Genomic DNA, 22,988 nt, shown 5'->3' with positions numbered 1-22,988 from the left:
CCTGCGGGTTCGCTGAAAGCATTCTCGTAAGAGTAGCCGCTTTGTGTCTACATGAATTGCCCCTACAGTACTGCTGTATTTCTCATCAAAGAATGATTTCTTCTGGTTCGTTCACCTGATTTCAGCTTTACTATGGAAGTTAATTTTCTCTAAGATTTGGTAATTTGGTTCACCGGAATTTCAATCCAAAATTCTGTACCTAACCCCGGCTGAGAATCACATTTCAACACACCACCGTGTTTATCCACGACAATTTGATAACTTATTGATAACCCCAAACCAGTGCCTTTTCCCACTGGTTTAGTAGTGAAAAATGGGTCACAGATTCTTGCTTTCAAAGCTTCGGGTATTCCTGAGCCATTATCTGCAATGCGAATTATTACGCTTTTGATATTGCCTTCAAGCTCTCCGATAGCAGTACGAATAGTAATTTGACCGCTATGAAGTTTTGATGGAGATTCCCTGTAATCTTCAAGAGCATCGATCGCATTGCTTAAAACATTCATAAATACTTGATTCAGTGGCCCGGCATAGCATTCTACTAAGGGAAGCTCACTGTATTCTTTGACTAATGTAATAGCCGGGCTTTCTGGTTTTGCTTTCAAACGATGTTGCAAAATTAGCAAAGTGCTATCAATGCCCTCGTGAATATCAACCGGTTTCATTTCTGCCTCATCAAGGCGAGAGAAATTCCGTAAACCCAAGACAATCTGACGGATGCGATCAACCCCAATTTTCATGGAAGATAGAGTTTTCGGCAAATCCTCGATGAGAAATTCTAAGTCTATCTCGAAGGTGCGATCGCGAATCTCAGGGCTGGGGTTAGGGGTATTTTGTAAATAGAGGTCTAGTATACTCAGTAAATCTTGGGCGTAATCGTTGACATGATTGATGTTGCCATAAATGAAATTGACGGGGTTATTAATTTCGTGAGCAACACCAGCTACCAGTTGACCTAATGAGGACATTTTCTCAGTTTGGATCAGTTGGGTTTGAGTTTGCTTTAAATCATGCAGAGCTTGAGTCAGCTTTTCTGTCTGCTCTTTGGTTTGATTATGTAATTGGGCTTGTTTGAGTGCAACCCCAAGCTGATTGGCAATTTGAGTGATAAACTTAATTTCCGAGGGTTCCCAATGGCGGGGTGCAGAGTTCTGATAAGCTGCTAACAAGCCCCATAGCTGCTGCCCGATAAATATAGGTGCGATCGCATAAGCTCTTGCTTGAATTTGCTCTAGAACTGAAATATGGCATTGAGAATGTCCAACTTGATAAATATCATCCACTGCAAAGGTTTCATTGTGACGATATCGGCCACCTTGGGTTTCCTGCAAATAGCTATCTTGCCAAACTGTCTTAGTATCATAACCTACTAGTTTTACCCAGCGATCGCTCACAAACTCGGCAATATATTCACCACTCCAATCAGCTTGGAAGCGGTAAACTGCAACTCGATCCGCTTGTAGTGATTTACAGATTTCTTGGGTGGTTGTCTGAAAAATCGCATCTAGATCGAGAGATTCCCTAACTTTGGCGACAACTTCAAACAATACCCGTTGTTGTTCTGCTGCTTGTTGCAAATTTAACGTCTGTTGTCGTGTCTGAGTGAGTAATTCAGCTTGCTGGAGTGCTACACCCATTTGGGCAGCAATCTGAATGAGAAAGTTAACTTCAGAGGCTTTCCATTGTCGGGGGCCAGTGTGTTGATAAGTTGCCAGCAAACCCCAAAGTTTTTGCCCAACAAAGATCGGAGCAAGCACAAAAGCGTGAATTTGAAATTGTTCTAGGTTGTCAATATGACACTTAGCAAATCCCATCTTGTGGATGTCATCGACTGCAAATGTTTCATTGTTGCGGTAGCGTCCTCCCTGTGTATCTTGTAAGTAGGTGTCATTCCAAACCGTATTAATACCTAGTTCTGACTCATTCGACCAATATGGACTAGCAGCCTCGAAATCACCGACAAATTCACCACCCCAATTAGCATCGAAACGATAAACAGAAACGCGATCCGCTTTGATTAATTGACAAACTTCTTTAGTAGTGGTTTGAAAAATAGTATTTGTGTCCAGAGATTCTCGAATCTCGGCAATAACCTTAAACACAGCCTGTTCTTGTTCCGATGACCGTTTTAACTCAACTGTGCGTCTTTTAACTTGCTTTTCTAAATTTTCATTGAAGACTTGTACTTGTTGCTGTAATTCATATTGCTGAATTGCTGAAGCAAAGTGTTTACCTAGATTTCTAGCTAGTTCAATCTCTTCATTCGTCCATTTTTGAGCTTGTGCTTTTTTAGATTCGCGCCAAACTTCAAACGATCGCCGGGGGTACAGTTGCCTTTGATCGCTGTCATACTGTCCTGCCCATAAAGTCTCTGTATCTACTTCATTGCGGAAAATACTTAAGTAGCCCAGCAATTGCTGACGATACTGGAGTGGGATTGTTAATATGCCGCGAATTTTAGTTGGTTGAAAAGCAACTTGTAAACTTCGCAACTCAGGACTACTATATATATCTGAAATTGCCCAAACATCGTAGTTACCAGACTTATAGTGTTCTTGCCAGATACCATACTGCTCTATTAGTGGATATATAGTTTGTTCTGGCATCACAGGTTGCTGTCCACAGATAAAAAGCTTGATACAATTATTTCCTGGTATTAAGCATTCTGTTAAGCTAGTCATGTTGCCATTGTTGAAATCAAAAGCTTCATTTCTAATGCAAAGCCTGCCACCAACACCATTAAAGGCAGTAACAGCCGCTTCTAAAGCTGGTTGTAACACAATGGTCGGTAGTGAATGAAGCAGGGTAGCAATGCGGTTAATGATAGTTTCTTTTTCGGCTGTTTTGCGGACTTGAGTAAGCAGACTACTTTGAGCGATCGCTACAGAGAGTTGTTCTACCACCATCTGCACTGCTTCTAGTTCATATTCTGAAATCAAACGCGCTTCCGAATTATGAGAAACCAGTAGCCCCCAGAGTTGATCTTGATAGAGAATAGGCGCTACCACAGAGGATTTTACCCCCATTGCCGTCAAATATTCAATATGGCAGGAGTCTACAGAGCGGTAACGGATCTCCTCTGAGACAGTTTCTCCATTATCCAAGTCACGTAAGTGAATTTGACCAATTTCTTGAGTATCAACATTCACAACAGAACGCACCCGTAATTTGAGAAATAGCTCACGGGCGCTGAGGGGAATATCGTCTGCCGGGAAATTCAGCCCCAGTAATGACGGTAAACGATTATTGTAAATTGACTCAGCAATGACCTGACCGCTACCATCGGCATGAAATTTGTAAATCATCACTCGGTCAGTTTTTAATAGCGATCGCACCTCTGCCGTTGTCACTGTGATAATTTCTTCTAACTCCAAGCTTCGGCGGATACGGTTTGTAATCCGGCGTAGTAAACTTTCTTCCTGGCTATATAAAGGCAAATTTGGTTCAGGATGGGAGGTCATCGCTTATAGAAAAATCAATTAGTAGTTTGCAAACTGAAATTATTAAATCTAAAAACATTGTGAAATTTATTTCATCAATTTGTCTTCAGTAAAACTACGGTCTAATTAGTAGTGAAAATATTTATTTAGCTTTTGGAAAAATTCATCAAAAGATTATGAAAAAAGACGCTAAAAAATTGCGTCTGTACTAGCTATTAAGATAGAGTTCTTGCTTGTTAGTTACAACTTTTTGTTGACAGAGAAATATTCAACAAAATTAAACTCTTGTGTTGTCAGCAAAGCGGATTTTTAGATAGTCATCTTCCATCTTTGCCCCTCCTGGTTGTAGTGCTGCTAAGGCTTGTGGCAAAACTAAGTTACGACGATGGTTGCCAATAGTAATATTTAATTCGTCTCCAGTTTTACTTAGTTGAACTTGGTCTTTAGGAATACCAGGTAGATAAATTTCTAAGCTGTATTGGTTTTCCTCTTGGACGACTCTAAGAGTAGTTTCTTTGTAATAAACCTGAGTCGGATCTTCATCTTTATAAAGAGTTTCCTTGAGGCGTTCCAATGCAGCTAATCCACACATTTCTTCAGAAAATAAGGGAACTTCTTTCACTGGTAGAGGGTGGAAATTATCATGAATTTCCTGGCGATATTGTTCCTGACTTTCCTTCCAACGTTGGAAAAAGGGATCTTGGACAACGCTTGGAATAATCCGATTAGCCACTACTAAATCTGTTGCAACATTATACAAACTTAGATAAGCATGGGCACGCAGAGACTCTTTAATCACCATCTTCTCAGGATTTGTCACTAGACGCACTGAGGTTTGGGTATTGTCTGTTAATACTTTTTCTAGAGCTTCAATTTGTTCATAAAACTCATAGGGTGCATCCATCACCTCTTTATCGGGTAGCGAAAAACCAGCAATTGGTCTAAAAAAAGGTTCAACCAGAGGGCGAAGTGCTACCGAGATGTTTTGAAATGGTTTGTAAAAACGGCGCATATACCAACCACCAACTTCAGGTAGACTCAGCAAGCGCAGTGCAGTACCAGTGGGAGCTGAGTCGATAATTAATACATCAAACTCACCTTCATCGTAATGGCGTTTCATCCTTACCAAACCAAAAATCTCATCCATCCCTGGCAAAATCGCCAATTCTTCCGCCTGTACGCCGTCTAAACCCCTGGCTTGTAAAACTTGGGTAATGTAGCGTTTTACAGCACCCCAGTTTCCCTCTAGTTCTTGCAGCGCATCTAGTTCTGCACCCCACAGATTTGGGCGAATTTTTTGGGGTGCGTGTCCTAGTTCTATGTCAAAACTATCAGCTAGGGAATGAGCCGGATCTGTACTTAAAACCAATGTCTGATAGCCTAGTTCTGCACAACGGAGTCCAGTTGCAGCAGCGACGGAAGTTTTGCCCACGCCGCCTTTACCAGTCATTAAAATTACACGCATAGATGCTTCTATCCTGCCTGAGAATTTTTTACATTTATTTACATTATCGACTGTTTAAGGAAAATAAATGTTGTCTCCAGGCATTAACAGCGTCTAAATCTAGGGCGCGATCGCGGCAAAGCTAGGTGGAGAAATCATTCTATCAATGAAGGCAGGAGGCAGAGGATAGTTTTCCTCATACCTTCCGTCTCCTTAGAGATACGAAAAAAGAAGACGATTAAAAAACCAGGTTTCTTACTCAGCAAAGTAAAAAATCTGGTTTTTAAGTTGATGTTTTCTAGTTAATGGTTTAGGGTTGGTTGATTAGTATAAATTATAACCATAAACCAAAATCCGTTCTGAAACCTTACATTGCAAGCAATGTGAGGGTAAGATTTTGACCTGAAATTGAGAATATGGGTAAGGGGCTTTGGAAGTTGTCCAAGAGCGATCGCTTGGTTTACTTTTTATTCCAGAGACTTAAAAATGCTTGAGAGATAGCTGGGGTAATCTGACTTTGTAAGTGATTTAGTGCATCACGATGGTTTTGATTGTTGTCGTCATAATAAGTGAACAAATTTGTCAGCTTGACAATCTCAGGATTTTGGTCGTTTGTCCCTCTCCATTTGTTAGTAACTTTGTGTAAAACGTCCTTGGGTAGGTTTTGTTGTAAGTTATTTAACGCTGCAATGTAAGAAGTATTTTGAGGATTCTTTTTGAATTGGAAGCACAAATCTATCAGCTTGAGTTGTGATTGTGGCGGGGTTGGAGGCTTATCTGTTAGGTTAGGCTGCTGTAGAATTTGACGCTGTTCAAAAGTGGCAATGCCATTTTCAGTTAAACCTTGAGATTTCTGAAATTTCTTAACTGCTGTATAAGTGGCTGGCCCATAAAAAGGCTTGTCTGGAGGAATTTCGGCAGGGGTTGCAAAACCGTGAAACTTCAATCTATTTTGAAGCCCTTTGACTGTCTCTTCCATTACAGTTCGAGTCTCAGCATCAGCGTTACCATTTTCCACAAGTTTTTTTGAGTACTGCTTCTGAAACTTTTTAATTGCTTCTTCAGTAAGATCGTCTGTCAATGAATTGTTATTGCGCTTCCAGGGAGCGAATTTAGTGAGATCCGGCTTCGGATCAATCTCAGGTGCTAAATATCCCAGCCCGATCAAGATATGACGGATTACTTCAGGGCTACTAATGGCCATGCTCTTCGATTCCTTTGCTACTAAACTACCATTTAATGTATCTGGTTTTACAAAAATTAAGTAAGTAGAGATAAATAAATCTAACATATGTTATTTGCAAGGCGTTCCAAAAGTTAAGCGATGTGTCACACCAAGTTGCTTTTCTAGAAGAGGTTCGGCGTAAGTAACTAAACACCTGGAAAAAGAAAAGTGGTTTTAAGTCTTGGTGAGCGATCACTTATTCTCAACTATTGATGATGATACTACGTGGTAAGGGCGTACAGATATGCGCCCCTAAAAAACCTCAAACAGTGAAATGTGAAGCAAAAAATTGCTAAACATTTTTCCAGTATTGATCCTTTGAATTGGTACGCTTTTTGCACTTAAAGTTGCATAGCCCAGAAGCGATCGCTAATTATTATTGCTGCTGTGTTAATGTCCATCAGTTCAATTGCCACCGTTACTATCCCATCATTACAACGCTAGCTTTTTGACTATGGCTGCGATCGCAACTCTTGCCTTAATTTTCTTCTGCTTTTCATGCGCGAAACTAAATCTACAGCCTATCCGGTAAGCTCTAAATCGGGGCTTGCTACGTTTAGGGAATAGAGCAATGATAGTTTTGCGATATCTTGTGATTCTTATCACCTACATCGGGCTAGGATTAGGATACTTGCCCGGACTGCGGATGAATCGGGCGACGATCGCCATTGTTGGTGCTGCCTTCTTAATGGCATTGGGAGTGCTAGATTTGCCTGCGGCGTGGGGTGCGATCGACTACAAAACACTAATTTTTCTATTTGGCATGATGATAATCAGCGCCAATCTCGCCGCCTCTGGTTTTTTTCAGCTTGCCCTTGATTATACAATCCGCCGCATCCACAGCCCATTTGGGTTACTGGTGGTGTTAACTTTTGGCAGTGGCATCCTCTCAGCACTTTTTCTCAATGATACGATTGCTCTAATTTTGACACCTTTAGTAGTTGGTATTACCCAATTGCTCAAGCTTAAACCTATCCCCTATTTGCTGGCGCTAGCAGGTGCAACTAATCTCGGTTCTGTTGCCACCTTGAGCGGTAATCCTCAAAATATCTTGATCGGTTCCTTTTCTGGCATTAGTTATCTAGATTTTGCGAAAGCCTTAACACCACTTGCGTTGATTTGTTTGACAATTCAGGTAGGTTTATTGTGGTGGTTATATCCAGAGGTGCGATCGCTTCGTCCTTACTTAAAAGTAAAACCTCCGCGTTATCACATCTTCAAGCCACTGTTAATTAAAAGTCTATTGATTACCACCGGATTACTAGTAGCATTTTTAATCGGAATTCCTACTGCTGAAGTTACCTTAATTGCCGCCGCACTATTACTAGTAACGCGCCGCCTCAAGCCTGAGCGAATTTTACAAAAGGTAGACTGGGATTTGCTATTAATGTTTTGTGGACTGTTCATCCTTACTGAGGGTGTGCAAAAACTTGGTTCTTTAGAATGGCTTTCTCGTTTTGTTGACAATCCCTTGAGCATTTTAGGGATAACAGCGTTGCTATCAAATTTAGTGTCGAATGTACCGGCTGTACTGCTACTACATCACTTAATTCCCCACCCCGATAACCGCACTTGGCTACTACTCGCGGCGGCTTCAACACTGGCAGGAAATCTCACCCTGCTGGGTTCGGTGGCAAACTTGATTGTCGCGGAGGCTGTTGCCAAACAGGGATATCGACTCACTTTTGGGGAACATTTGCGATTTGGGCTACCGCTAACTGCTATCACTTTGATGCTTACCTATTTTTGGCTTGCTTAAAATTTTTGTAAAATCATCAATGAAAATCGTGATGTAACATACAAATATATAACTGTAGTATCAATCTATCAATTACAAGCAAATGAGTGATTCTCGCCTCGTCAAAATCAGCAAATATCTCAGCAAATATCTGCGACACACACCGGATGCGATTGGAATTAAACTTGCTCCTGGTGGTTGGATTGCTGTTGATGAATTAATTACCGCTTGTGCTAAAAATAAGTTTCCAATTACCCGTCAAGAATTAGAAGCAGTAGTAGAATCTAGCGAGAAACAACGTTTTTCTTTTGATTCGACAGGTACTTTGATTCGGGCTAACCAAGGACATAGTGTAGAAGTCGATTTACAATTAGAACCTGTTGTTCCTCCAGATGAGCTTTATCACGGCACGGGACACAAATCTGTAGATTCAATTATGGAAACAGGACTTTGCAAGATGTCACGGCATCACGTCCATTTATCCAAGGATATTGCAACAGCACAAACTGTTGGTGCAAGACATGGAAAACCAGTGGTTTTTGCTATATCTGCTGCCGCAATGCATCAGGCGGGTTACATCTTCTATTGTTCTGATAATGGTGTTTGGTTAGTGGATCGTGTACCACCTGAGTATCTCCAAAAAATTTGAATTTTTATCGGTTGTTAATAGTGATTTAGAAATAAACACTTGTAGAGACGGCGATTTATCGCGTCTCAAAACCCCAAAATTTTTGCCAGTAGCCCTTAAATGAACCGTATTGGGTTATAAACATAGCAATCAATAGATACAAAAAAGTCCGCTTTCGCGGACTTAAATAAGGGCTTCTGTCACTTTTTCGGCTACAATCATGTATGAATCATGATGCTTTTATTGTTAATGATCGACCAAAAAAAATCAAGATATTTCAGCTAAAACAATGGACATATTTACTGGAATTATATCTTTTTACAAGTACTCAAGATAATTAAATATCTAATTGTATAAAATGAATTTTTTCTTATTTTATTGTCCTAAAAAACAAATTTATAATAACACAAATTGACTTAATTATAAAAGTATATTTGGACAAAATACAGATATATATGTCTTTTGAAAGTGAAATATTTACAAGGTTTTTAGATTAAAAAGGTAAAGGTGGTCAGGTATAACAGCCCCAGGAGTGAATTCCCAGTCCTGGGGTTTTATTATGCGATCGCACAGAAAAATGGATTTAACCCTAACAAAGGAGAAGTTTGCTTTGTTTGTACAGCGCTTATCATGCTTATTATTCCGTATAGCGGCGCGGCGTATAAACCCAGAGATTACCATCGCTGCGTTTGATGGTTCGGGTTTTTGTGGAACCAACGAGAATAATTGTTCGCATATCAGCGCTTGCTGGTGTTAACTGGTCAAGTGCGATCACTTTCACCGTCTGTCCTGGTCTGCCGAGATTCCGCGCCAATACTACTGGGGTATCCGGTGTTCGATGTCGCAGCAAAATATTTCTCGCTTCTGCTAGTTGCCAAGTACGCTCTTTGGAAACAGGATTGTAGAAAGCGATTACGAAATCAGCCTCGGCAGCAGCAGCAATTCGTTGTTCGATGGCAGACCAAGGCTTCAAGATATCAGATAGGGAAATAGCACAGAAGTCATGTCCAAGGGGCGCACCAATGGCTGCTGCTGCTGCCTGCATAGCTGAAATACCTGGTGCTACATGAATGTCGATACTATCCCATTCGGATTTAGCATAGCGATCGCACACTTCAAAAACTGCTGTTGCCATTGCATAGATACCAGGGTCGCCAGATGAAACAACAGCGACATATCGCCCAGATGCTGCCAAATCAAGGGCCATTTTTGCCCGTGCTTCTTCTTCACGGTTGTCAGACTCATGCCGTTGCTTGCCGTCAGCCAGAGAACCGATTAAATCTAAATAAGTTTTATAACCCACGAGGTCAGTTGCCGACTTGAGTATCTCTTTCACTTCGGGAGACATCCATTGCGATCCACCAGGACCCGTGCCAATAATCGCTAACCGTCCGCGTGGTTGACCGATGGTATTGGGGTCAATTGGTTGGGGGGCAATGGCGATCGCAACATCAGAAAATGAAGAAGATAATGGAGATGTGCCTGTGGCTGCGATCGCAGCTGCTTGGGCAGGGCTATAACCTTGTGATAACAGACTTTCTAGCTGATTTGGGGTAAAAAAGCGGGCAGGTACTCCCAAGGCGCTAGCTACAGCGCGGATTGCGGGATCGGCTGCGGCAGCGATGGGTGCAAATATCCCGGCGACTGATGTTTTTTCTAGTTTGGCATCAGCTAGTAGCTGCTCTACTAAAGCTATTGCATCATCAATGGGGGCACTAATTGCGATCGCTATAGTTTTTGGGTGATACACAAGACAGTTGGCTGTAGGAGTTACCAAACGTTCCGTAACTTGGATGGTCAAATCTCCATTGGGATTTATGGGTAATTTACTATCGCTCAACCAAGGTGCTATGCCTTCTAGTCTGACTTCTGCCCCAGCTAGCACATCTGAGATAAATTTCTTAGCATCCTCTGGGTTTGCTAAATGGTATCCGGGGGGAGGAGATAACAGCGTTGTACCCAAACGTAAATCACCTGTAGTTGTAATTGCAGGTTTAACATCAAGCGCTTCGGCAATAAGGCGGGCCAAATCGTTTACCCCACCAAGTCCGCCCAAGAGGGGGACAACAGCACTACCATCTTCAGCCACAGCTAACACAGGTGGTTCCTGTTGTTTATCCGAGAGTATGGGAGCTAGCGTCCTAATTAAAATTCCGGCGGCACAAATGCCAATTAGCGGCGTTCCCTGAGCAAATAACTCGCGTAACGTGTCGCCAAAGTTAGTAAAGCTGACATCAACTCCTGATGTGCGACCCGCTAGACCGTATAGCGTCGCTCCTGGTAGAACGCTGATTATTTTGCGTGCTACTGTCACGCTATTTTGACCTAGTATTACAATGGCGGGTGCAACGTTCATGATCATAAGTAGATATCTTGCAAAATTCGATATCCTTCAAATGAAACCACAGATTGAGATATGTATGCTCAAATCTTTTGAGGGGAATATTAAAGAACTAAAATTCAATCAGTTCCTGACTTACTAAAACTATCGATATCTAAAAGCCAATTTTCATCAATAAATTCCAAGCTTTCATTGTAAACAAGAACTAACTCACCAATCTTTTGAGTATGATTACTTTGCGCTTGTGTAACATCAGCACCATCAGCTATAAGTGAAAACTTTAGTTGTAAAAAACGTTCAGTATGAGTAACACCAATAGAACTGCTAACTAATTCCGCTTCTAGGGGACGAGGCAACGTAATTGTTTCATAATATTCATCTTGTTCATCCCAGTAACCGCATACTTTATAATCACATTGGTTAAGATGTTCTTGAACAAGAATGTTGGCATCTAAATTTTCTAATATTTCAGTTAAATCTCGCCAAACTTGATGATTTTTTAACTTGAGTCTTGTCATAGTTATGTGGGTTTAATGTTCTGTTACCAAACCAGGGAAATGTAAGACACCATCAATGAATTTTGCATGAAATCGGCGGTCGCCACCTTTACCTAAGACTTTAGATTTCAAATCGTAGCCGGATTCCTGGGAAGCCACCAATCCAACATTACCGCGAGATTAAACTTGCCCTTTCTCAATGGCTTTTAAATGTTTGCCCTTATGATCATATTTTAATCCCAGCTTTATCTGTGACTCTGCAAATGAAACTAGCAGACCAGTGGGAGAAAAATATGCAATATCAGGTTGGATATCTGCCCAGTTATCGGGTAAAGCTTCCATTAGATTAATACTGCTCTAGTAGAAGCACAATTTATTTAAACATAATAGTCAACATAATTTAATAACAAGCTTAAATTGATTAAGCGTTCTGGTTATGGATTTAGAAGTTTTGATAATTTCCGAGTTAGATGCCTATTAAGTTAGCATTTTGTTTGTTAGTTTAGCATACTAAGTACTAAAGAACCACATTTTAAAAGTTATTGAAAATTTTCAAACAATAAAGAATGGAATTGCTAATTTCTATTGAAGTTGAGGTGGAGCTTGTTATTCAGCATTCTCGTCGTTTGCGGAACATTATAGTTAAGAAGCTTGAGTTACCGGGCTTGAGTTTTAAGGTAACTCCAGATTCCACAATTGGCGGTTGTCCAATCGAAGCATTCGATATCCCACCAAGGGCAAGTCATCCAGATGGTGAACCTCGCTATGATTTGTTGAACTTCCGGCTGAAAACTAAGTTAGACTGTTCTCATTTTCACCGTGGGCAGAAAGTTTTGGTTGAGAAGCTTCTGCTGCTTGAGTAGTTTGAGATGGTTGGAAGCGATCGCTATTTTTGGCTGGTTCTTTTCGTACAGATCCTAACCGTGTGATGTTGTCTTCCCCACATAACACGACATTCTGCATATCTACACACAATATGACACTCTTCTGAATCAATTTTTGCTTTGCTGCGTTCTGAAGGCGATCGCATTTCCTGAAATTAAAAAATGCGATCGCTTCTTGTTTCAATTCGCTTTCCGCTCTTTGAGGACTTGATCTAGCAAATTTCTTGCAGGTTGGGCTTTAGCCAACGCTATTTGATGGTCATTATAAGCCCGCACAAGGCGAGAAAGACTGCTCACACCTGCCTTGAGTTGCTCAAGTTCTTCACCAGCAACTAATTCGCCATCCAGCATCCGTCCAATTAACGGTTTGATGTCGCCCACTTCCTGCCGGACTTTTTGGAGCTTTTCTAGGCTACTCAGCAAGGTTTTGAGTGAGTTCAAGATGTCGTCAATATCCTGCACATCCTCTACTTGTTCCGGTAAATCTTCAACTGTCACTGTATCTTCATCTGAGATTGTAGGCAATTCCTGTGCAGACATTTCAGTTTGAACCCCGTTTGACCGTGCCATTGACGCTTCCTCAAGGAATTTTTCTTAGTGTATCGCTGATTTAGCTTATGTTAAGCAATTTCGCCATAGCTAACCGTTGCAGTTTCCCGGTAGCACCACGAGGTAGTTGTTCCAAAATGTGAATTTGCTTCGGAACTTTGAAGTCTGCCAACATTGTTGAACAGTGAGCTAAAAGTTCTTTTTCGCTAGCTTCTCCCTTGAGGACAACAGCAGCGTGGATATCTTCACCTAAAGATTTGTGGGGGACAGCAAAAGCTAAGGCTTCGGCGACGGCGGGATGGCGAAGCAAAACATCATCCACTTCTAAGGGAGAAATTTTTTCCCCACCCCGATTAATCAATTCTTTAATGCGTCCAGTTAAGTGGAGATAGCCGTCTGCATCCACAGTACCCTGATCTCCTGTACGGAACCAACCGTTGACAAAAGCTGTGGCGTTGGCTTCTGGGTTGTTTTCGTAACCATCAATGACATTAGGTGCTTTTACCACCACCTCACCCAAGCTTCCCTGAGATGATAGGTTGCCTTCAGAATCCATAATGCCGACATCCACACCAAAGCCATAACCTACACTACCTGGTTTCCGCACTTTTGGCGGTAAGGGATTGGTGGTCATTAAATGAGATGCTTCAGTCATGCTGTAAGATTCCACCACGGGAGCATTGAGAGTTGCCTCCAACTGTTCAATAATAATTGGGGGCAAGGAGGCGCTACTAGAGCGAATGAAACGAAAGGGGTTAGCCTTGACAATTTCTGTGTTACGGCTAGCGCGGGCCAAAATTGTCTGGTGCATAGTTGGCGCTGCGGAGTACCAAGTAGGTTTGTAGGTATCTACCAGTTTCCAAAACTCTAAGGCATTAAAACCATTAGGACAAATTAGTGTGCCGCCCGATGCTAAAGTTGACAGCAAACAACCCACCAATCCGTGAACGTGGAATAGGGGCATTAAGCAAAGTGTAGTATCATCTGCTGTGAGTGAGTAAGCACCAATGATGTTGTTGGCTGAGGCGATTAAGTTGCGATGACGAATCGGCACACGTTTCGGACGGCTGGTAGTGCCGCTAGTGTGGAGAATCATCGCCAGATCGTCGGCGTTGGGGGCTGCGGGATTCAATGATTCTCTTGGTTTTGAGCCTGTTTTGACTAATTCAAAGCTCAATGTGCCGTCAGTGTTTACCTTGGCATTAATCAGCATCATATTGGGTGTGACGGCGGCGATCGCTGCTTCTGGTTCCTCAGACAAGGTAATCAGTGCATTTGCTTGAGTATCTTCGTAGTAAAAGGCAAATTCGTCTTCTTTGTATTTGGGATTTAAGGGTGCAGCCGTGCCACACAGAGCAGCAGCCAAAAAGGTAATAGCCATTGGTGAACCGTTAGTCATGACAATGGCTATACGTTCTCCCCGTGTCAATCCAAAGCTGTTGAGTTGGGATACCAGTTCAACAACATTCTCGCGCAATTGCTGATAGGTTAGCGATCGCCCCCCAGGTGTAACGAGGGCTGAATGATTATCTTCCCCTGCTAAAAGCTCAAATAAGTTCATTAAAAACCTCCAGATTAGTAAAATTGGGCATTGGACATTGGTTATTAATGCTTCTACCTCATTCCCTTATTTTTATTAAAAAGTATTGTGCTTTTGTATAATATCAACCATTATTTGATTTCTTTTGGTAGTAAGTTAACGGCAAAAAACAAGAGCTAAAATTAAGTCAAGAGTGTATCTGTCGTTACTAGTAATCAGAAAAATATTTTTCAGCAACTAAACCCCATCAATAAAATATGGATCGTCGGAATTTTCTAAAGTATGTCACTTTAGCAGGATCTAGTTTTGCTTTAACGAGTTGTGTTCAAGGCAAAAATTCCAAATTACCGGGTGAGGTGTCTCCCTCAGCGTCACCTGTGGCGGTAAATGAACCTCTCAAGGTGGGATTTGTTTATGTGGGGCCTGTGGGTAATTTTGGTTGGACTTATGCCCATGATTTAGGTCGCAGAGATATGGAAGCCAATCTTAACGATAAAGTAAAAACTACCTTTGTTGAAAATGTCAATGAAGGTGCTGACGCTGAAAGGATAATTCGCCAACTAGCATTAGATGGTAATAAGTTAATTTTTACCACTTCCTTTGGGTACATGAACCCAACAATTAAAGTCGCTAAAGAATTTGGTGATGTTATCTTTGAACACTGTGCAGGATACAAACGTGCTGCCAATGTCGGCACTTATCTAGGACGTTTTGAAGAACCGCGTTACTTAACCGGCATGATTGCTGGCAAAATGACAAAATCAAATGTAGTTGGTTTTATTGGCGCATACCCAATTCCAGAAGTAATTCGGGGAATCAGTGCATTCACACAAGGAATGCGCTTAACAAATCCCCAAGCAAAAGTTAAGGTACTTTGGGTACAAAGTTGGTACGATCCAGCTAAAGAAAGAGAAGCAGCTATTGCTTTGGTCAATTCCGGTGCAGATGTACTGACCCAGCATACCGACTCTGGCGCTGTTGTCCAATTAGCTGAGGAAAAAGGCATTTATGCTTTTGGCTACAACAGTGATATGAGCAAGTTTGCTCAAAAAGCCCACCTGACATCAATTATTAACAAATGGGGCAAGTTCTATACAGATAAAGCCTTGGCTGTAATGAGTAATACTTGGAAATCTCAAAACGTTTGGGATGGCATTGGTCAAGGAATAGTGGATATTTCGCCGATGAATCAGGCGATTCCGGTAGAGGTACAACAACTAGTGAATGCGAAGCGCGATGAGTTTATTCAGGGTATTGCACATCCTTTTGATGGCCCGGTGAAAGACCAAAAAGGGGTAGTGCGAGTACCAAATGGTAAGGTGTTGGAAGATCGAGGACAATTGGCGATGGATTGGTATGTTGAGGGAGTTGAAGGGTCAATTCCCCAGAGGAAACTATAGTAAGCAATTTTACAGTTAGCGTTGACCTAGCGTCTTATAGAGAAACGGCAATCATAAGATAAGTTCAGATACTACCATACGAATTATCTATGATCAGTGCGATCGCAAACCGCTATAGAAAGTTAAGAGTAAAAAGTTAGGAGTTGGGAGTTATTCTTTTCATCTCACTCATCCCCCCACTCTGTCTACTATTACAAGAGGTAAAGATTAAGTAGCAACTTTGGCAACTGCGAAGACAATATAGAGTATCTTCTAGTAATTTAGCAAAGTTATAAGCATTGGAGCAAAGCAAATGAATGCTAAACTGATCGCTTTCTCTGGCTTTGTGACGGTATTTTTGGGCGCAGGAATTGGTTTTATTGCTGCTAATTTACTTCCTTGCCCCTACACAAGTCAAATGTATCAAGATTTGGAGCAAAAATACGTCCTTGTAGGTGCAGTTGCTGGTTTGCTAATTGGTTCTAGTCAGGAAATGATTAGAGAACTCAAGCAAGAGCGGGATGCGGAAGAAGACTTGCTCCAAGATTTGAATAAAGCTATTCACTCAAGTAAAAACCCAAAAAATTACTGAGATGTTAGTGGTTGTTTGAAAAGTGTTTTTCTGTGACTTTCGAATAAGCCAGAAAGCCCTCATGTAGAGACGCGATAAATCGCGTCTAAAAGAGTGATACGTTAGAGAAATGCGATAAATTGCCGTCTCTACAGAGAATCTACTCGTCAATTATTCCTTATTTACATAAGACATCTCCGAAAAAGAATGTAGAGACGTAGCAGTGCTACGTCTCTACAAGGGTTCTGGTTAACGCATATTTAATTTCTGGAGATGTCTATAGGGAGAATACCTTCTGGCTACTCCGTTGGAGAACTTGTAGAGTAGCCGCTTTGCGTCTAGATGAATTGCCCAATTGCCCCTATAATGGGATGTTTTTTTGTTGGAATGTCCCTAAATAAAAGTCTGAAACTCTCTAGTAGAGGCTGCGCGAACAGTTTTAAATTAGTTAAGTAAGTTGGTAGAAATAAACAAAATTATGTTATGAAACGTAAATAGTCTTAAAGTCCTTACTAATGACCAATGACAAAGGACAAATGACAGCCCTTGCTAGTTAGCTTTAGCGCCAACCTACTTAATAGTTTTATTAAATTAGCAGTAGCAGAGTTATGAATTAAAAGCTTTCTTCAAATTTTCTGGCTGCGTTACTGCCAAATATTGAGCCGACATTTCCGGTGTGAGTAGTTCTATCATGACTGTATTTTCCAACCAGAACTCAATAACATCAAAAAAAGAATCGCGGTTACAACGTAACACTCTCCAACCTTCACGTTTCGCAATCAACTCAATTTTTTCTTGACTAGAAGAAACTGAAATTGCTGCATGAGTAGCTGTGAACCCAGAAGAAGTAGGATTTTCTGCAAATGTACACTGCTTATCTCCTTCACCAGGCATTAGCTGAGTTTTTAACGGGTAAACTTCAATCCCTGTTCCATATTCGTCAAGTGGAAAAACCATATAGCTGCCTGGGTGAGGGAAAAAGGGAAAAGCTTGGCCATTCAAGACTTCAGCTAAAACCTCGGCAACGTGCTGGGGGTTTTTAACAGAAATAGATATGTGATGAATCATACTTAATTACCTCGTACCCCATAATCATAATGAGGCTGATAAATTTTTTGTTTTGTGGAGTGCTTATCTTCCACGAGCAGCTTAATTATCTTTCATCCCATTTTAATTAATTTATGCAGAGAATAAAACAAATTTCCTTTTGATTGAATTTGGAAAACCTCGCTTATATTCCTCTATCCTAGTAAGTGATGGCTTATACACGAGTCTTGTAGAGTTATCCCAGACGCTTTTATATCCTCCCAACTCCCGCTACGTTGGCATCTGTGACTATCATTTATGGCAATGCTTGATCAAGCTGTAAAAAAATCCTAACCTGGCAAAGATATACACGAAATGTAGGCACAATTCATGAATTGCCCCTACCTGAAAATCTTTCTTTTCGGCTATTGTTTACGTAAGCTCTGTATTTGATAATTACACTTCAATATGAGATACCAAGTAGGAGGTAGTCTCCGCAGTGACGATCCCACGTATGTTATCCGTGACGCAGACGAAAAACTTTATACTAGCCTGAAAGCTGGGGATTTTTGTTACGTTTTCAACTCTCGCCAGATGGGTAAGTCATCCTTACTACAGCGCACCAGTTATCGTCTTAGAGAAGAAGGCTATAGCTGTGTTTATTTGGATATGACCATCTTAGGTATTGAGGATACTACACCAGAACAATGGTACAAAGGCATCATTATCAGCTTGTTCTACAGCTTAAATTTAGCAGAACAGATCAACTTTAAACGTTGGTGGGAGACGCAAAAAGGTATTTCCTCAGTACAAAAACTACACTCTTTTGTTGAAGAAGTTTTACTACCAAACGCCAAAGCCGAACGCATTTTCATCTTTATTGATGAGATTGATAGCCTGCTTAGTTTAAGTTTCCCAATTAACGACTTTTTTGCTTGGATTCGTCAATGCTATAACCAGCGACCAGAGAATTCAAACTTTAATCGTTTGGGATTTGCACTATTTGGTGTAGCTAGTCCTTCCGACCTCATCGCTGATAAAGGCCGCACACCCTTTAATCTTGGTAAAGCTATTGAGTTACATGGCTTTCAACTGCATGAAGCTACTCCTCTGCTTCAAGGAGTAAAGGGAGTAGTCAGTCAACCACAAGCAATACTGCAAGAAATTATTTATTGGACAGAGGGACAACCGTTTCTCACACAAAAACTTTGTAACTTAGTTATTCAACTTGCTGCTGAAAATGCTACAGGAATGATTAGCCTCATTCCAGGTACAGAAGCATTTTGGATTGAGCAATTAGTGAAAACGCATATTATTCAAAATTGGCAATCACAAGACGAACCAGAACATCTACGTACTATAAGAGATCGCCTATTATTCAACGACCAACGAGCAGGGCGGTTATTAGGTATTTATCAGAAGGTGTTGCAAGCAGAGGAGCAGTCTAGTAGTGGAGGCTTTCCCGAGAAGGAAATGTCATCGAGTAGGGGAGAAGAGTTTTTCACTTTGCCTCATCTTCCTGTTCCGATTGATGATAGTCGAGAACAAACAGAACTTTTGTTATCTGGTTTGGTAGAGAAACACAACGGCTATCTCAAAATTAAAAATCCCATCTATCGGAGTGTTTTCAATGCCGAATGGGTGTTAAAACAATTAGACAATCTCCGCCCTTATTCGCAGACATTTAATGCTTGGGTAGCATCAGGGTATAAAGATGAATCGCGTTTATTGCGAGGACAGGCTCTCAAAGATACTCAAAATTGGATACAGGGCAAAAGTCTAAGCAATTGGGATTATCAATTTTTAGCTGCAAGTCAAGAATGCGAACAGCGCGAAGTGCAAACAGTATTGGAGGCAGCACGGGCAAAAGAGGTAGAAGCACGACTAGCACAAGAACAAAAAACTGCTAAATTTCAAAGGTTTTTGCTAGTTGCAGTGTGTATTGGTTTGCTCGTCTCTAGCATTTTGGGGGTGGGAAGTTTCATTATGTATCGTCAAACCAAAAAAAGCGAAAGTCAAGCTAAGAGCAGCGAAATTCGAGCGCTTGTATCTTCTTCTGTTGGACTGTTTGCCTCCCAACGGAGATTGGATGCGCTTGTAGAAGCAATCAAAGCCAAAGACAGACTGCATAAGCTAGGAACAGCTAACTCAAATCTTGCACCTCAAGTTGAAAATGCACTCAGGCAAGCAGTTTATGGAGCAGATGAATACAATCGTTTTTCCGACCATACAGCAAGTGTTATGGCGGTAGATGTTAGTCCTGATAGTTCTTTAATTGCCTCAGCCAGTATAGATAATACAGTTAAGCTTTGGCGACGTGATGGTACGGAAGTTGCAACTCTCAAAGGTCATAAGGGAGCAGTTAGGGCAGTAGATTTTAGTTCTGACGGTCAAATACTGGCCTCGGCAGGTGAAGATGGCACTATTAAACTCTGGAAGCTAGATGGTACTCTACTCAAAACTTTTAAAGGTCACACTGCTTCAGTCTGGGGAGTAGCATTTAGTCCTGATGGCCAGTTTCTCGCCTCTGCTAGTTGGGATGCAACAGTGAAACTCTGGAAGCGAGATGGTACTTTGCTCAAGACATTCCAAGGTTCTAAAGGTGCGTTTTGGGGAGTCGCTTTTAGCCCTGATGGCCAGACTATTGCTGCCACCAGTCTAGACAGGACAGTAAAACTCTGGAAACGAGATGATTCAGGCTGGCAAAACGCCAAGCCTGTACAAACTCTCCAAGGTCACACTGCTTGGGTTGTAGGAATAGCTTTCAGCCCTGACGGACAGATTATTGTTTCAGCAAGTGAAGACAGAACTGTTAAACTTTGGCGGCGAGACAGCATAAGTAAAAGCTACCGCCTTGATAAAACTCTGCAAGGGCATGATGCCGGAATTTCGGGAGTAGCATTTAGTCCCGATGGTCAGACTATTGCCAGTGCGAGTCTCGACAAAACAATTAAACTTTGGAATATTGATGGTACAGAACTGAGGACGCTTAGAGGGCACAGTGCATCAGTTTGGGGTGTAACTTTTAGTCCTGATGGTAGTTTTATTGCTTCAGCAGGTGCAGAAAACATGGTTAGGCTCTGGCAAAGCCAAAATCCATTTCAAAAGTCTATCATTGCTCATAAGGCGGGGATTTGGTCAATAGCGATCGCATCTGACAGTTCAACCATCGCTACAACCAGCCACGAAAATATGGTGAAATTTTGGAGTCGTCAAGGCAAATTGCTCAAAACTATCACTGAATCCAAGGGTGAAGTCTCCGAGGTTTCATTCAGTGGCGATGACAAGTTAATCGCGCTTTTCACTTCCGATGATAAGGTAAAAATCAAGAAGCGAGATGGCACTTTAATTGCTAGTTACAAAAATGTTCACAGCAAAGTGACATCAGGGGTGTTGAGTCCTGATGGGCAAACAATTGCAATGGCAGGTGTTGACAAAAATATTCAGATATCAAGACGCGATCGCCTCTGGCAGGGCGTAGCCCATCGCGCCGCGACTTTGCAGATCCTCAAAGGACATCAGGCGGAAGTTTGGCACGTCGTATTTAGTCCAGACAGTCGGCTCGTTGGTTCAGCTAGCGGTGACACTACTGCTAAGTTGTGGACGCTTGACGGCAATTTGTTTAGAACCCTTGTAGGACACTCGGCGGCAGTATGGAGAGTTGTTTTTAGCCAAGATAGTAAAATGCTAGCGACTGGAAGTGGCGACAACACCGTTAAGCTGTGGACGTTAGACGGCAAGTTATTGAATACACTCAAAGGTCATAAAGCTGGGATTTGGGGAATTGCCTTTACTCCTGATGGAAAAATTGTTGCTTCTGGCAGCGTCGATGCTAGCATCAAACTCTGGAAGCTAGATGGTACTGAAGTAACGACCCTCACTGGACATACCGCAGGGATTAGGGTGGTTGCGATCAGCCCTGATGGAACTTTGCTTGTTTCAGGGGGTGATGACAACACGCTCATTTTGTGGAATTTACAGCGAATTCTTAATCTAGATGTACTAAATTATGGTTGCACTCTGGTGCAGGATTATTTGAAAACTAACACCGCAGTGGAAGAGGGCGATCGCTCCCTTTGTAATATGCCAAAGTTTAAATAATTTCTCTCTTTGGGGCGGATTATTTTGGTGGGTTTTCTTGATGCGATCGCGTTTCTTCTACAAAATTCTTTTGTATTAGGGACTTCAAAGAAATAAATTACTCAAATAAACGAACCACAGAGGCACAGAGAACACGGAGGAATGAGGAGGAGAGAGTTTTTTCGCCAGTTTTTTATTTGGAAGTCCCTTATATAGAAAATTGGTATTATTTACTAATCATGTAATTTGTCAAGTAGCCATACCAAAGCACCTTCAACATTACTAACTTGCTCTCCTGGCGGTATGGCTGGACGATTTACCATCACTACTTTCACGCCCAGTTCTCGCGCTGCAATAATCTTGGGCTTTGTGGCATCGCCACCGCTATTTTTACTCACTATGGTATCAATCTTGTGATCAATCAGGATTTGCCTTTCATTATTGAGGGTAAAGGGCCCGCGATCGCACAATACCATCCCCGGTGGCACTAAGGCATCATCAACAGGAGGGTCAATCATCCGCATCAAGAACCAAATTTCCTCTAAGTGAGCAAAGGCGGCGAGTTCTTGTCTGCCAACCGTCAAAAATACCCGATGTGCTTGGTTTGCTAGAGATGCGGCGGCGGCTTCAACGCTATCAACTTCCATCCAGCGATCGCCACTTCCTTTTTCCCAAGGTGGGCGTATTAACATCAGACGGGGTACTCCGACTTCATTTGCAGCATTTGCCGCATTGAAAGAAATTTGACTAGCAAAAGGATGGGTTGCATCAATTAATAAGTCGATTTGCATTGCTCGGAGATAGCTAGCCAATCCAGCCACACCACCAAAGCCTCCAACCCGTAAATCGCCCAACGGAACTGATGGTTCACGGGTACGACCGGCTAAAGACGTGATTGCATCTACCCCTTGGATAGTCGCGACTCTAGCAGCTAGTTCTGCGGCATCTCCTGTACCACCCAGAATCAAAACGCGCATTAGTGAGATAAAGGTGGAATCTTTGCTAAAATGCCCTTCTTCAGGGCTTCTGGACGCTCTGACCAAGGCAGCAAACCATCTGCTTTGACATAGTATTGACTAGCACATTCTAGTATCGCAGATGCACTATTATCAATGGCTAAATCACCAAACAAATATGTTAATTTACCTTTGGCAGCAAAGGCAACCACACAGGAACGATTACAAGCACTCATGCATTCAACTTCTTGAATTGGGAATTCATCTCGTAACTCCCAATCTTGTGCAAGTTGCTGAAGTTGGTGTAGAAGTTTTTCACCACCACTTTCACCTAAGCGTTTTCCCTCTTGCCAAACGCTAGCACAAGTTTTGCAAACAAATAAAGTATGGTCAGCAACTCCCAAGGGATTCGCTGGGGAAATATTCACAGTAGTAGTCATCTGTACCTCGCAGATATGTGGAACTAGTAAATCTATTTCGGCGGGCATCCTGACTCACTCAATTTGAGATTTTAGATTACATCTCAAATTGGTTTACAGTTGCGGGACAGCGCCGGATTTGCACCGAACTTTCCCCGTTACCTCTGGTAGCTGCTCCCCACCAGAACCGAATAACCTTATCGATCATACACTAGGGTTATCTAAGAAAAGGATATAGGACTCATATTTGATTCTTGAAAAAATTCAGTAT

The 22,988-nt window shown here is 41.8% G+C and carries 18 protein-coding genes, 1 pseudogene and 1 riboswitch; of the genes and pseudogenes, 6 read left to right on the top strand and 13 right to left on the bottom strand.

Features of this window, described 5'->3' with window-relative positions:
- Positions 1-149: 149 nt before the first annotated feature.
- From FD724_RS18200 to FD724_RS18190, 3 genes are all read right to left on the bottom strand, one after another.
- Positions 150-3,461, bottom strand: a complete 3,312-nt coding sequence (locus FD724_RS18200; RefSeq protein ID WP_179073582.1) for a GAF domain-containing protein — start codon at positions 3,459-3,461, stop codon at positions 150-152.
- 256 nt (positions 3,462-3,717) lie between these two features.
- Positions 3,718-4,905 (bottom strand): TRC40/GET3/ArsA family transport-energizing ATPase, encoded by a 1,188-nt coding sequence (locus FD724_RS18195; protein WP_012411082.1) that lies wholly within the window; start codon positions 4,903-4,905, stop codon positions 3,718-3,720.
- A 439-nt stretch (positions 4,906-5,344) separates the two neighbouring features.
- Positions 5,345-6,088: a peptidoglycan-binding domain-containing protein gene (locus tag FD724_RS18190; RefSeq protein WP_179073581.1), complete on the bottom strand. Its 744-nt coding sequence runs from the start codon at positions 6,086-6,088 to the stop codon at positions 5,345-5,347.
- A 592-nt stretch (positions 6,089-6,680) separates the two neighbouring features.
- Between FD724_RS18190 and FD724_RS18185 the strand changes: the two genes are divergently transcribed.
- Both FD724_RS18185 and FD724_RS18180 read left to right on the top strand, forming a co-directional pair.
- The gene (locus FD724_RS18185) at positions 6,681-7,868 is read left to right on the top strand and encodes an anion transporter (protein ID WP_179073580.1); all 1,188 of its coding nucleotides are present in this window, start codon (positions 6,681-6,683) and stop codon (positions 7,866-7,868) included.
- An 82-nt stretch (positions 7,869-7,950) separates the two neighbouring features.
- On the top strand, positions 7,951-8,496 hold the full coding sequence (locus FD724_RS18180; protein ID WP_179073579.1) for an RNA 2'-phosphotransferase: 546 nt from the start codon (positions 7,951-7,953) through the stop codon (positions 8,494-8,496).
- 616 nt (positions 8,497-9,112) lie between these two features.
- Here the strand turns inward: FD724_RS18180 and cobJ are convergent.
- From cobJ to FD724_RS40980, 4 genes are all read right to left on the bottom strand, one after another.
- Positions 9,113-10,837 (bottom strand): precorrin-3B C(17)-methyltransferase, encoded by a 1,725-nt coding sequence (cobJ, locus tag FD724_RS18175; protein WP_179073578.1) that lies wholly within the window; start codon positions 10,835-10,837, stop codon positions 9,113-9,115.
- Between the two features lie 98 nt (positions 10,838-10,935).
- Positions 10,936-11,334 carry a hypothetical protein gene (locus FD724_RS18170; protein WP_179073577.1) on the bottom strand — a complete coding sequence of 133 codons (399 nt, stop codon included), beginning with the start codon at positions 11,332-11,334 and terminating at the stop codon, positions 10,936-10,938.
- Positions 11,335-11,346: 12 nt separating this feature from the next.
- Positions 11,347-11,472, bottom strand: a complete 126-nt coding sequence (locus tag FD724_RS40985; protein WP_256874301.1) for a hypothetical protein — start codon at positions 11,470-11,472, stop codon at positions 11,347-11,349.
- Positions 11,473-11,493: 21 nt separating this feature from the next.
- Positions 11,494-11,655 (bottom strand): hypothetical protein, encoded by a 162-nt coding sequence (locus FD724_RS40980; RefSeq protein ID WP_256874300.1) that lies wholly within the window; start codon positions 11,653-11,655, stop codon positions 11,494-11,496.
- Between the two features lie 60 nt (positions 11,656-11,715).
- Here FD724_RS40980 and FD724_RS18160 point away from each other — a divergent pair.
- A pseudogene (locus tag FD724_RS18160) lies at positions 11,716-11,799 on the top strand (transposase); the annotation flags it as partial.
- A gap of 306 nt (positions 11,800-12,105) precedes the next feature.
- Here FD724_RS18160 and FD724_RS18155 read toward each other — a convergent pair.
- Genes FD724_RS18155 through FD724_RS18145 form a run of 3 tightly spaced genes read right to left on the bottom strand, consistent with a single transcriptional unit; the run spans position 12,106 to position 14,307 of the window.
- Positions 12,106-12,381 carry a hypothetical protein gene (locus FD724_RS18155; RefSeq protein ID WP_179073576.1) on the bottom strand — a complete coding sequence of 92 codons (276 nt, stop codon included), beginning with the start codon at positions 12,379-12,381 and terminating at the stop codon, positions 12,106-12,108.
- A complete protein-coding gene (locus tag FD724_RS18150; RefSeq protein WP_174712835.1) occupies positions 12,378-12,767 on the bottom strand; it encodes a hypothetical protein in 390 nt (129 codons plus the stop codon). Before FD724_RS18150 ends, FD724_RS18155 begins: the two co-directional genes overlap by 4 nt.
- Before the next feature lie 40 nt (positions 12,768-12,807).
- Positions 12,808-14,307, bottom strand: coding sequence for an acyl--CoA ligase (locus FD724_RS18145; protein WP_179073575.1), 1,500 nt, complete (start codon positions 14,305-14,307; stop codon positions 12,808-12,810).
- 236 nt (positions 14,308-14,543) lie between these two features.
- Between FD724_RS18145 and FD724_RS18140 the strand changes: the two genes are divergently transcribed.
- Both FD724_RS18140 and FD724_RS18135 read left to right on the top strand, forming a co-directional pair.
- Positions 14,544-15,686 carry a BMP family ABC transporter substrate-binding protein gene (locus tag FD724_RS18140; protein WP_179073574.1) on the top strand — a complete coding sequence of 381 codons (1,143 nt, stop codon included), beginning with the start codon at positions 14,544-14,546 and terminating at the stop codon, positions 15,684-15,686.
- Positions 15,687-15,978: 292 nt separating this feature from the next.
- Complete coding sequence (locus tag FD724_RS18135; protein WP_012411093.1) at positions 15,979-16,257, top strand: hypothetical protein; 279 nt, start codon at positions 15,979-15,981, stop codon at positions 16,255-16,257.
- 585 nt (positions 16,258-16,842) lie between these two features.
- Here the strand turns inward: FD724_RS18135 and FD724_RS18130 are convergent.
- Entirely contained in the window at positions 16,843-17,304 is a 462-nt protein-coding gene (locus FD724_RS18130) for a hypothetical protein (protein ID WP_179073573.1), read from the bottom strand.
- 426 nt (positions 17,305-17,730) lie between these two features.
- Between FD724_RS18130 and FD724_RS18125 the strand changes: the two genes are divergently transcribed.
- Positions 17,731-21,363 (top strand): AAA-like domain-containing protein, encoded by a 3,633-nt coding sequence (locus FD724_RS18125; protein ID WP_179073572.1) that lies wholly within the window; start codon positions 17,731-17,733, stop codon positions 21,361-21,363.
- Positions 21,364-21,575: 212 nt separating this feature from the next.
- On the opposite strand, the gene FD724_RS18120 is transcribed toward FD724_RS18125, so the two are convergent.
- Both FD724_RS18120 and FD724_RS18115 read right to left on the bottom strand, forming a co-directional pair.
- A complete protein-coding gene (locus tag FD724_RS18120) occupies positions 21,576-22,319 on the bottom strand; it encodes a cobalt-precorrin-6A reductase (protein WP_179073571.1) in 744 nt (247 codons plus the stop codon).
- The gene (locus FD724_RS18115; RefSeq protein WP_179073570.1) at positions 22,319-22,738 is read right to left on the bottom strand and encodes a DUF1636 family protein; all 420 of its coding nucleotides are present in this window, start codon (positions 22,736-22,738) and stop codon (positions 22,319-22,321) included. Before FD724_RS18115 ends, FD724_RS18120 begins: the two co-directional genes overlap by 1 nt.
- A gap of 21 nt (positions 22,739-22,759) precedes the next feature.
- Positions 22,760-22,924, bottom strand: a riboswitch (cobalamin riboswitch).
- Positions 22,925-22,988: the final 64 nt, after the last annotated feature.

The sequence above is a fragment of the Nostoc sp. C057 genome (genome assembly GCF_013393925.1).
Classification (GTDB): Bacteria; Cyanobacteriota; Cyanobacteriia; order Cyanobacteriales; family Nostocaceae; genus Nostoc; species Nostoc muscorum_A.
The sequence above is the reverse complement of the archived record's forward strand: the minus strand, read 5'-3'. Positions and strand labels throughout refer to the sequence as shown.